This is a genomic window from Simplicispira sp. (genome assembly GCF_028687295.1).
Lineage (GTDB): Bacteria > Pseudomonadota > Gammaproteobacteria > Burkholderiales > Burkholderiaceae_C > Simplicispira > Simplicispira metamorpha.
Map to the genome: position 1 here is coordinate 1 of NZ_JAQUAL010000109.1, position 10,882 is coordinate 10,882.

Annotated in this window: 10 protein-coding genes; 6 read left to right on the top strand and 4 right to left on the bottom strand. The window is 64.4% G+C overall.

What is annotated here, in order from left to right:
- Both PHX69_RS11820 and PHX69_RS11825 read left to right on the top strand, forming a co-directional pair.
- Nucleotides 1–827 (top strand): TRAP transporter large permease (locus PHX69_RS11820; RefSeq protein WP_288043879.1); only part of this gene is annotated, 827 nt, incomplete at its 5' end.
- Between the two features lie 76 nt (nt 828–903).
- Nucleotides 904–1,941, top strand: coding sequence for a DctP family TRAP transporter solute-binding subunit (locus PHX69_RS11825; protein WP_119012681.1), 1,038 nt, complete (start codon nt 904–906; stop codon nt 1,939–1,941).
- 74 nt (nt 1,942–2,015) lie between these two features.
- Here the strand turns inward: PHX69_RS11825 and pdxR are convergent, their stop codons facing one another.
- Nucleotides 2,016–3,512 (bottom strand): MocR-like pyridoxine biosynthesis transcription factor PdxR, encoded by a 1,497-nt coding sequence (pdxR, locus tag PHX69_RS11830; protein WP_288043880.1) that lies wholly within the window; start codon nt 3,510–3,512, stop codon nt 2,016–2,018.
- Between the two features lie 218 nt (nt 3,513–3,730).
- Between pdxR and PHX69_RS11835 the strand changes: the two genes are divergently transcribed.
- The 3 genes from PHX69_RS11835 to PHX69_RS11845 are packed head-to-tail and all read left to right on the top strand — an operon-like array spanning nt 3,731 to nt 7,057.
- Nucleotides 3,731–4,975, top strand: coding sequence for a benzoate/H(+) symporter BenE family transporter (locus PHX69_RS11835; RefSeq protein WP_288043881.1), 1,245 nt, complete (start codon nt 3,731–3,733; stop codon nt 4,973–4,975).
- Nucleotides 4,972–5,808, top strand: a complete 837-nt coding sequence (locus PHX69_RS11840) for a YggS family pyridoxal phosphate-dependent enzyme (protein WP_288043883.1) — start codon at nt 4,972–4,974, stop codon at nt 5,806–5,808. Before PHX69_RS11835 ends, PHX69_RS11840 begins: the two co-directional genes overlap by 4 nt.
- Nucleotides 5,809–5,818: 10 nt before the next feature.
- Nucleotides 5,819–7,057: an aspartate aminotransferase family protein gene (locus tag PHX69_RS11845; protein ID WP_288043884.1), complete on the top strand. Its 1,239-nt coding sequence runs from the start codon at nt 5,819–5,821 to the stop codon at nt 7,055–7,057.
- On the opposite strand, the gene PHX69_RS11850 is transcribed toward PHX69_RS11845, so the two are convergent.
- Together PHX69_RS11850 and PHX69_RS11855 are read right to left on the bottom strand one after the other, a co-directional pair.
- Nucleotides 7,038–7,730 (bottom strand): DUF3334 family protein, encoded by a 693-nt coding sequence (locus PHX69_RS11850; RefSeq protein WP_288043886.1) that lies wholly within the window; start codon nt 7,728–7,730, stop codon nt 7,038–7,040. The two genes, PHX69_RS11845 and PHX69_RS11850, sit on opposite strands and share 20 nt — an antisense overlap.
- 208 nt (nt 7,731–7,938) lie before the next feature.
- On the bottom strand, nt 7,939–9,756 hold the full coding sequence (locus PHX69_RS11855) for an ABCB family ABC transporter ATP-binding protein/permease (protein ID WP_288043887.1): 1,818 nt from the start codon (nt 9,754–9,756) through the stop codon (nt 7,939–7,941).
- Between the two features lie 40 nt (nt 9,757–9,796).
- Between PHX69_RS11855 and PHX69_RS11860 the strand changes: the two genes are divergently transcribed.
- Entirely contained in the window at nt 9,797–10,222 is a 426-nt protein-coding gene (locus PHX69_RS11860) for an acyl-CoA thioesterase (RefSeq protein ID WP_119012688.1), read from the top strand.
- Nucleotides 10,223–10,263: 41 nt separating this feature from the next.
- Here the strand turns inward: PHX69_RS11860 and PHX69_RS11865 are convergent, their stop codons facing one another.
- The gene (locus PHX69_RS11865) at nt 10,264–10,785 is read right to left on the bottom strand and encodes a bactofilin family protein (RefSeq protein ID WP_119012689.1); all 522 of its coding nucleotides are present in this window, start codon (nt 10,783–10,785) and stop codon (nt 10,264–10,266) included.
- Nucleotides 10,786–10,882 lie beyond the last annotated feature (97 nt).

A 10,882-nucleotide genomic window follows, 5' to 3' on the forward strand; every position in this document is an offset into this window, starting at 1 on the left:
TGGCGTTCATCATTTACTCGGTGCTGGTGCCAGGCGCCTCGGTGCCAGCGCTGTTTGCCGCCGGGATGATTCCGGGCATTCTGGCGGGCATTGCGCTCATCGTTCCGGCCGTGTGGATGGCGCGCAAACACAAGATGGGGGCACTCGAAGCGTCCATGCCGCGCCCGCCGTTCTGGCGCAGCCTGCGCGAAGCGGCCTGGGGCCTGGCCGCGCCGGTGCTGATTCTGGGCGGCATGCGCGCGGGCTGGTTCACGCCCACCGAGGCTGCCGTGGTCGCCGTGTTCTACGGCCTGTTTGTCGGCATGGTCATCCACCGCACAATTGCCGTGCGCGATTTGTTCACCATCCTGCGCGAGTCGGGCGAACTCTCCGCCGTGATCCTGATTGTGGTGTCGCTGGCCGGGATTTTTGCCTTCTCGCTGTCCACGCTGGGCGTGATCGACCCGGTGGCCAAAGCCATCGTCAACTCGGGGCTGGGCGAATATGGCGTGCTGGCGCTCTTGATTTTGCTGCTGGTCACGGTGGGCATGTTTTTGGACGGCATCTCCATCTTTTTGATCTTCGTGCCGCTGCTGCTGCCCATCATGGAGCACTACCGCTGGGACCCGGTGTGGTTTGGCGTCATCCTTACGCTCAAGGTGGCGCTGGGCCAGTTCACACCGCCGCTGGCCGTGAACCTGATGGTGTCGTGCCGCATTGCCGGGGTGCGCATGGAGTCCACCGTGCGCTGGGTCGGGCCCATGCTGCTGGCCATGTTCCTGGTGATGGTGCTGGTGATTGCCTTCCCGCCCCTGGCGCTGTGGCTGCCTGCCCGTCTCGGTTATTGAGAATATTGAATAAAATGGGCTCCAAGGCCCGCCAGATAAGCGCTACCAGCTACTTTTTTCATAGCAAGGAGAACCCATGAAACTGCGTACTTTCCTGACCACCGCCGTGGCCGCTGCGGCCGCCCTGGCCTTTACCGCGCCTGCGGCCATCGCGCAGACCGCGTACAAGAGCGAGTACCGCATGTCGCTGGTGCTGGGCACCGCCTTTCCCTGGGGCAAGGGCGGTGAGCTGTGGGCCAACAAGGTGCGCGAACGCACCCAGGGCCGCATCAACATCAAGCTCTACCCCGGCGTCTCGCTGATCCAGGGCGACCAGACGCGCGAGTTCTCCGCGCTGCGCCAGGGCGTGATCGACATGGCCATTGGCTCGACCATCAACTGGTCGCCCCAGGTCAAGCAGCTGAACCTGTTCTCGCTGCCGTTTTTGATGCCCGACTACGCCGCCACCGATGCGCTCACGCAGGGCGAAGTGGGCAAGCGCCTGTTCCAGACGCTGGACAAAGCCGGTGTCATGCCACTGGCCTGGGGCGAGAACGGCTACCGCGAAATCTCCAACTCCAAAAAGCCCATCAAGAGCCCCGCTGACCTCAAGGGCATGAAGATCCGCGTGGTCGGCTCGCCGCTGTTCCTCGACACGTTCACCGCCCTGGGCGCCAACCCCACACAAATGAGCTGGGCCGATGCCCAGCCCGCCATGGCCAGCGGCGCCGTCGATGGGCAAGAAAATCCGCTGTCGGTGTTCATGGCCGCCAAGCTCTACACCGTAGCGCAAAAGCACCTGACGCTGTGGGGCTACATGAACGACCCGCTGGTGTTTGTGGTCAACAAGGACATCTGGAACAGCTGGACACCCGCCGACCGCGAAATCGTCAAGCAAGCAGCCATCGACGCGGGCAAAGAGCAGATCGCCATCGCCCGCAAAGGCGTGGTTGAGGCCGACAAGCCGCTGCTCAAGGAAATTGCCAGCCACGGCGTGACCGTGACCCAGCTCACCGCTGCCGAGCGCGACGCCTTCGTCAAGGCCACCCGCCCCGTGGTGGACAAGTGGAAGGGCCAGATCGGCGCCGACCTGGTGGACCTGGCTGAAAAGTCCATCGCTGCGCGCAAGCAGTAAGCCGCCAAGGCCCTGCTACCGGGCGCCGCGCTGCGGCCATGCCGCTCAGCCCAGGCTGGGCGGCTTTTTTTCGCCTACTGTCTGAGGGCCTGGGCCAGGCGCAGCATGGCCGTTTCAATGGCCTGCTCCGTCAGGCAGGCATAGCCCAGCAACCAGCCAGACTGCTTCTGCGGCCCCAGATAGAGCCGGCTCAAGCCGGGCAACTGCACGCCCGCCGCCGCCGCCTGCCGAATGGTGGCCTCCTCAGACCAGCCTGGCTTCAGAAAGCACGGTATCTGCATACCGCCCGCTGGCCGCAGCGGCGCCACCACGGCGCCCAGATGCCGCTCGATGGCATCGAGCATGTAATCGCGCCGGCCCGCATAAAGCTTGCGCATGGCCCTGACGTGGGCGTTGTAGTGCCCATCTTCCATGAAGCGTGCCAAGGTCAACTGCACGGCCTGGGGCGTATGGCCATCCAGGATGCTGCGCGCATGGGTGAATGCGCGCACCAGCTCCAGCGGAAGCGCCATGTACCCCATGCGCAGCCCAGGGTAGAGCGTTTTGCCGAAGGTGCCGATGTAGAGCGTTCTTTGGTACTTGTCCAGGCCTTGCACACACGCGGTAGGCAGGCCGTCGTAGTGGAACTCGCTGTCGTAGTCGTCTTCGAGGATCCACTTGCCGTTGTCAGCCGCCCAGTGAATCAAGTCGAGCCGCCGCTCCAGCGACAAGGTGGCCCCCGTGGGGTATTGGTGCGAAGGTGTCACATAGACGCAACTGGCGCCACTGCGGTCGGCGCGCAACAGGTCAGTGCGTATGCCTTGGGCATCCACGTCCACCGGCACGACCTTGGCCTCGGCGGATTCAAATGCTTTTTTGGCGCCGAAGTAGCCGGGGTTCTCCAACAAAATTGGTTTGCCCGCGTCCACCAGCAACTGCGCACACAGAAACAAGGCCTGCCGGGTGCTGCTGAGCACCAGAATCTGTTCCGCCGACACCTGGGCACCCCGCTCCAGATTGAGGTAGGCGGCAATGGCCTCGCGCAAGGGCCTGGCGCCTTGCGGGTCGCCATGCAGCAGCACCTGGGTGCGGTGGTCTTTCAACACCTGGCGCTGCAAACGCTCCCAAACCTGTACGGGAAAGGTGCGGGTTTCGGGCAGGCCCGTGGCAAAGGCCTGGATCACCTGTTGATCGGCCACCCCGCCGCTGTCAAGCACCATCCGGCCCCGCCGGCTCAGACCGGCACCGGCCTGCGGGGTGCTGCGGGCGGGAGAGCGAAACCTCAGGCGCCGCCGCTCGGCGCCGCGCAGCTCGGTGCCCATGGTCTCGGGCACATAGCTGCCAGAGCCTTTGCGCCGGACGACGAAACCATCGCGCTGGAGCTGCACATAGGCGTTCTCCACGGTGTCGCGGGCCACACCCAGCGACTGGGCCAGCGCGCGCGTGGCAGGCAGTTTGACACCCGGCCCCAGGGCCCCATCCAGTATCAGGGCGCGCAGGGCACGCTGAATGCGCTGGTGCAAGTCCAGGGGCTGCAGGTCGGCATCGCTGAGCCGCATCCTCAGTGTCTCCAGCTCAAAAACGCTTTTCATGTGGTCTGCTTTTTTTCTGCAAATTGGCCAATAACAGCAGTCCATTTTATGGCCCCACCTGGACTTTGCACCGTATCCATGGGCAGCGCCAGCCTCTGGTTTTGACCAAAGTGGTCTGCACACCATTGCAAAAGTGACATAGAAGAACAGTCCACTGCAACGGTATAAAACCACTTTTGATACCCGCGATTTCGCACTTCAGAGGGAGCCCCCAGGCCATGTCGTTTTCCAGCACACCACCGCCACCCATTCAACTGCGCGACCTTGCCCACCCGGTGGTGGCGGGCTTGATTTCGGTCATCGTCAACTACGGCGGCACCTTCATTCTGGTCTTTCAGGCGGCCAAGGTGGCGGGCCTGAGCCCGGAGCTGACGGCCTCGTGGGTCTGGTCAATTTCGATTGGCGTGGGGGTGACGGGCCTGTTGCTCAGTGCCATGGCCCGCGAGCCGATCATCACGGCCTGGTCCACGCCTGCGGCAGCGTTCCTGGTCACGGCGCTGGCCACCACGCCGTATGCCGAGGCGGTGGGTGCCTACCTGGTCTCTGGCGCGGCCTTTGTGCTGCTGGGCTTGTCAGGCTATTTCGAGAAACTTATCCGCCTGATTCCGCCAGGCGTGGCGGCCGGGCTGCTGGCGGGCATCTTGTTGCAGTTCGGCATTGGCGCCTTTGGCAGCGTGAGCATCGACCCGCTGTTGAGCAGCGTGCTGATCGTGGCCTATGTCGTGCTCAAGCGCTTTTGCGCACGCTACGCCGTGGTGGGCATTCTGGTGCTGGGGCTGGCGCTCCTGCTGGCGCAAGAGCGCGTGGACCTGTCGGGCCTGCAATGGCAGTTGGCTGCGCCCGTGCTCACCCTGCCGGTGTTCTCGCTCAATGCCTTGCTGAGCGTGGCGCTGCCGCTGTTTCTGATCACGCTGACGGGCCAGTACATGCCCGGCATGCTGGTGCTGCGCAACGACGGGTTCAAGACCAGCGCCAACCCCATCGTCACCCTCACCGGGCTGGGCTCGTTGCTGATGGCGCCGTTTGGCTCGCACGCCTTCAACATCGCGGCCATCACGGCGGCCATCTGTACGGGCAAGGAAGCGCACGAAGACCCCTCCAAGCGCTGGGTGGCAGGCATTGCGGCGGGTGTTTTCTACATCCTCGTGGGGGTGTTCGGGGTCACGTTGGCGGCGGTTTTCATGGCGTTTCCGGCCAGCTTTATCACCACGCTGGCAGGGCTGGCCTTGCTGGGCACCATTGGCACCAGCCTGGCCAGCGCAATGGCAGACCCCCAAACCCGTGAAGCAGGGCTGATCACTTTCCTGGCCGCTGCCGCCAACATCAAGCTGTGGGGCATTGGCGGGGCGTTCTGGGGGCTGGTGATCGGGCTGGTGGCTTACGCGGTGCTCCATGGCCAGTGGTCACGCAACCCGTCGCGCTCTGCGCCCGAACCCCTTGGCAGCAAGGCGGTGGCCAAATGACGCCATCCACCTCCGACGCCGATGCCACCGGGACAGCGCCCGGTTCGCACATCGAGCGCAGCCACTACCCCCAGGCCAGCACGCTGGAGGACTTGCAGCGCAACCTGGCCGCTGTGCAGGCGCGCATCACTGCGGCCTGCCAGCGCGTGGGGCGCGACCCCGCCAGCGTGCGCCTGCTGCCGGTGAGCAAAACCATGGACGAAGCACGCATTCGCCTCTCCTACGCAGCGGGCTGCCGCCAGTGGGGAGAAAACAAGGTGCAGGAAGCCCACCGCAAATGGCAAGCGATGGCCGATCTGGCAGATGTGCGCTGGTCGGTCATCGGCCACCTGCAAACCAACAAGGCCAAGCTGGTGGCGCGTTTTGCCACCGAATTTCAGGCGCTGGACAGCTTGCGCCTGGCCCAGGCGCTGGACCAGCACTTGCGCGCACAGGGGCGTGTGCTGGACGTGTTCGTGCAGGTCAACACCTCCGGCGAGGCCAGCAAATACGGCCTGCCACCCCAGGACGTAGCGGCTTTTTTGCAGGCCTTGCCCGCCTTTCCCGCCTTGCGCGTGCGCGGGCTGATGACGCTGGCGCTGCTGTCGCCCGAGACAGCGCGGGTGCGCCAATGCTTTATCGGGCTGCGCACACTGCGCGACCAGCTTCGCGCCAGCGCCCCGGCAGGGCTGTGCCTGGATGGGCTGTCCATGGGCATGTCGGGCGACTTTGAGATCGCCATTGAAGAAGGCGCCACCGTGGTGCGCGTCGGCCAGGCCATTTTTGGCGCGCGCGCCTTGCCAGACAGCCATTACTGGCCCAACGAACCAGCAGAACCAGCACACCAGAATTGAGAACACCTCCATGCCAAACACCACTTCACATTTGATGCAGGCCTATGCCCGCCAGCCCGTGTCTTTCTGTCGCGGCAGCGGTGCCCGCCTGTGGGATACACAAGGCACCGAATACCTGGACGCCATCGCGGGCGTTGCCGTGACCAGCCTGGGCCATGCGCACCCCGAGATCACCGCCGCCATTACCGAGCAGGCGGGGCTGCTGCTGCATACCTCCAACCTGTTTCAGATCGACTGGCAAGAGCGCCTGGGGGAGCGGCTGTGCGGGCTGTCGGGCATGCAGCGTGCGTTCTTCTGCAACTCGGGGGCCGAGGCCAACGAGACAGCGCTGAAGCTGGCGCGCCTGCACGGCCAGCGCAAACAGGTGGCCCAGCCGCAGGTGCTGGTGATGGACAACAGCTTTCATGGCCGCACCATCGCGACGCTGGCGGCCACCGGCAACCCGGCAGCGCACCGCGGGTTCGAACCCTTGATGCCGGGCTTTGTGCGCGTGCCCTACAACGACATCGGCGCAGTACGCCAGGCTGCGGCGCAGGTGCCCGGCATCGTGGCCGTGCTGGTCGAGCCGGTGCAAGGAGAAGGCGGTGTGCGCCCTGCCAGCCCCGAGTACCTGCGCGCGCTGCGGGCCCTGTGCGACGAGCAAGGCTGGCTGCTGATGGTCGATGAAGTGCAAACCGGCATGGGCCGCACCGGCACCTGGTTTGGCTACCAGCACGCGGGCATTGCGCCCGATGTCATCACCCTGGCCAAAGCGCTGGGCAATGGCTTTCCGATAGGCGCCTGCCTGGCACGGGGCCAGGCGGCACAACTGTTCTCCCCCGGCCACCACGGCTGCACCTTCGGCGGCAATCCGCTGGCTTGCCGGATCGGTTGCACGGTGGTGGACGTGATGGAACGCGACAACATCCCCGAGCGCGCTGCCCAGCTGGGCCACCGGCTGCTGGCTGGCTTGCAACATGCGCTGCGCGACCACCCGCGCGTCGTGGCCATCCGGGGCCTGGGCCTGATGGTAGGCATCGAACTGGAATCAGACGCCAAAGCGCTGCTCGGGCGTGCGCTGGCGCAACAGCGCCTGCTCATCACGGTGACGCGGGACACCACCATCCGCTTGCTGCCACCGCTCATCTGCGATGGGGCTCAAATCGACGACATCGTGGCGCGTGTGGCGCGCCTGCTGAACGCCCCCACCGCACTGCCAGCGCACGGCGAACACGCCCGCAGGGGCCGCATCACATCCCCAGCGACTTGAGCAGCTCGTCGGTCTCACTCAGGGGCTGTGCGGCTGCGGGGGCGGGTGCAGCCGCCCCGGCGCCGTGTGCCTGGGCAATCAGCTCATCGGGGTTGGGCACGTCTTGGGGCTCGAAGTCGTAGAGCTTGATGAACTCGGTGCGGTCAATGGCCAGTTCCAGGTAAAAAATGTGGTTAGAGCCGGTGTAGAAAGTAACGCGCCGCGCCTCGGGCTGGTCCAGGTTGGCATCCACACTGAGCAGCACCTCCTTGTTCAGCGCCAGCATCTTGGGCTGGTTTTGCGTGATGTGCGTTTGCAGCTCGCGGCGCACCTTGCCGGTGAAGTCGCCCACCACCTGGTTCATCAGCTCGCCCATCACGTTGCTGACCTCGTCCGAGGTGAACGAGCTGGCCAGGTCGCTTTTGGACATGCCCATGTTGAGCATGTAGCTCTCGTAAATCTCCATGGCCGCCGCGCCCGAGAAGTTGATGATCACCAGCCCGGAAAAGCCGCCGTCAAACAGCACGAAGCAGCCAATATCGGGCTTGAGACAGGTTTTGCTGATGCGCTGCACCATGCCCGAGTAGCTGATCTGGGTCTGGGTGGCCACGTTCAGCACCCGGGTGACCGAGTTGCACAGGCTGACCAGCAGGTCTTCGGTGCCATAGACGACGGGATTTTTTTGCGTGCTCATATTGCGGGTGTGGTTACGCTGTGAATAGGGTGGTGTTTTGTATAACACAGGCGCGCGGCTGCTCCATAAAAGCCTGCCAGTCGCTCCTGATTCAGGAGCTGCAAGCGCACATCCCGCATGAAATTGCGCTTGTTTTATGCCTCAAAACCTTGCGCAGTGTGCGCAAGCAGCTACGTTTTCAGGAGCGCGCAGCCGCCCCATGCCCGTTTCAGGCCACCTCACCGCTTTGCTGCAAGGCCCACATGCTGGCGTAGCGGCCGCCGCGCGCCAGCAGCTCGGCGTGGGTGCCGCGCTCGATGATGCAGCCCGCGTCCATCACCAGAATCTGGTGCGCCTCCACCACCGTGGACAGGCGGTGCGCAATCAGCAGCGTGGTTTTGTTCTGCGCGGCGCTGTGCAGCTCGGCCTGGATGGCGCGCTCGTTGGCTGAATCGAGGGCGCTGGTGGCCTCGTCAAAAATCAGGATGGGCGGGTTTTTCAAGAGCGTGCGGGCGATGGCCACGCGCTGCTTTTCGCCACCCGAGAGCTTCAGGCCGCGCTCGCCCACTTGTGTTGCGTAGCCCTTGGGCGTGGCGGCGATGAAGTCGTGGATGCGTGCGGCGCGGGCGGCGGCCTCGATCTCGGCCTGCGTGGCGCCCGTGCGGCCATAGGCGATGTTGTAGGCCACGGTGTCGTTGAACAGCACGGTGTCCTGCGGCACGATGCCAATCGCCCGGCGCACGCTGGCCTGCGTCACGCTGCGAATCTCCTGCCCGGCAATGGTGATGCGGCCCTGCTGGATGTCGTAGAAGCGAAACAGCAGCCGCGCCAGCGTCGATTTTCCCGAGCCCGACGGCCCGACCACGGCCACGGTTTTACCGGCGGGAATGTCAAAGCTGATGCCTTTCAGAATGGGCCGCGCCGGGTCGTAGGCAAATTCGACGTTCTCAAAACGCACATCGGCGCGTTCCAGGCCAGTGAGCGGCTGCGCGCCGGGCGCATCGGCCACCTCGCGCTCTTTGTCCATCAGCGTGAACATTTTGTCCAGGTCGGTCAGGCTTTGCTTGATCTCGCGGTAGATCACGCCCAGGAAGTTCAGCGGAATGTAGAGCTGGATCATGAAGGCGTTGACCATGACCAGGTCGCCCAGCGTCATGCGGCCATCGACCACGCCCTGCGTGGCGCGCCACAGCATGGCCACCAGGCCGATGGCGATGATGAGCTGCTGGCCGGTGTTGAGCAGCGAGAGCGTGCTCTGCGCCTTCAGCCGCGCCGTGCGCAGGCGCTGCAAGCTCTCGTCGTAGCGGCCCGCTTCAAAGGCTTCGTTGTTGAAGTATTTGACGGTTTCGTAGTTCAGCAGCGAGTCCACCGCCTTGCTGTGCGCGGCCGAATCAAACTCGTTGGCCTGGCGGCGAAACTGCGTGCGCCACTCGGTCAGCACCACCGTGAAAGTGATGTAAAACGCCAGCGCTGCCAGCGTGATCCAGGCAAACCAGGCGTCGAACTTGACCGCCAGCACCGTCAGCACCATGGCCACTTCGATCAGCGTGGCACCGATGTTGAACAGCGTGAACGAGATCAAGGATTCGATGCCGCGCACGCCGCGCTCGATGTCGCGCGTCATGCCACCGGTCTGGCGCTCCAGATGAAAGCGCAAAGAGAGCGCGTGCAGGTGCTCAAAGGTTTGCAGCGCAATGGAGCGCGCCGCGCCCTGTGTGGCCTTGGAGAACACCAGCTCGCGCAGCTCGGTGAACAGCGAGGTCGACAGGCGCAGCAGGCCATAGGCCAGCAGCAGGCCCACGGGCACGACCAGCACGATGGCCGGGTCGCCCGGCTTGACGTCCATGGTATCGACCAGGTTTTTCAGCAGCACGGGCACGCCCACGTTGGCCACCTTGGCGCCCACCATGAAGACGATGGCCACAACGACGCGCCACTTGTACTGCCACAAATAGGGCAGCAGGCGCGAGAGGGTGGTCCAGTCGGAGCGCGGTTGCGCGGAGTTTTGAGGGGAAACGGGGGCAGAGGACTCGCCGTGGTGGCGCATGGGGGACAATTCCGAGGGTTGTTGTACCGAGATTGTGCCCATGCCCGACCTGCATCTTCTGCCCGCCCCTGCTTTGCCCAGCCACCACGAGCTGGTACTCAAGGTCATTCCCCTGCCCGGCGATTGCAACGCCAACGGCGATATTTTTGGCGGCTGGGTGATGGCGCAACTGGACTTGGCAGGCGCCGTGCTGCCCGCGCGCTACATCCAGGGCCGCATGGCCACCGTGGCAGTCAACGAAATCATCTTCAAACACCCCGTGCGTGTGGGCGATTTGCTGTCGTTCTTCTCGCACGTCACGCGCATCGGCAACACGTCGATCACGGTGGCGGTGGAAGCCTACGCCGAGCGCATGTCTGAGCAGGGCCGCTACATCAAGGTCACGGAGGCCATGCTGACCTTTGTGGCCATTGATGACGAGGGCAAACCGTGCCCGGTGCCCCGCCCCCCGGACTGCGCCCACTGAACGCACCGCCCCCAGGGTGGCGGCGCGCCGGTGGGGCAGATTCAGGCCACCAGTGGCAAGGGCTCTGCACGCACGCTGGCTGCCGGGCGCTGGCCGGCGCCCACGCCCACATCGATTTCTCCGGACAACTGCCCGCCCTCTTCAATCACCAGCTTGCCGTAGCGGATTTTGCCGCTGACTTTGCCGGTGCCAAAGATCAGCAGTTTCTCGCGCACCGTGAGCGTGCCGCTGAATTCGCCACGGATTTCAGCGATGTCGATTTCAGCACTGCCGCGAAAAGCGCCCTGCTCGGCAATCTGGATCACGCGCGAGTTCATGGTGGCCTCTACCGTTCCCTCTACCACCAGGGTGTCGCAGTCGGTGATTTCTACGCCCTTGAGCTTGATCTTGGGGCCCACGGTGAGCTTGCTGCCCACGCTGGGTGCGCTGGCGTTGGCCACGGCACTGGACACCGCAGAGGCACTGGTGACAGCACTGCCCAGGCTGCCCGGCATCACCGTGGTGTGGCGGGGCTGGGGGGTTTCGGGTTCACGCTTGCCAAAGAAAGGATTCTGCACAGCCATCGGATTTCCTTGAAAAAAGGCCATCCTAGGAGGGGCAGCGCGCAAAAACCCGGTGCGTTACGCAAGACTGGTAAGCAAACGGTTCAGCCGTTGCATC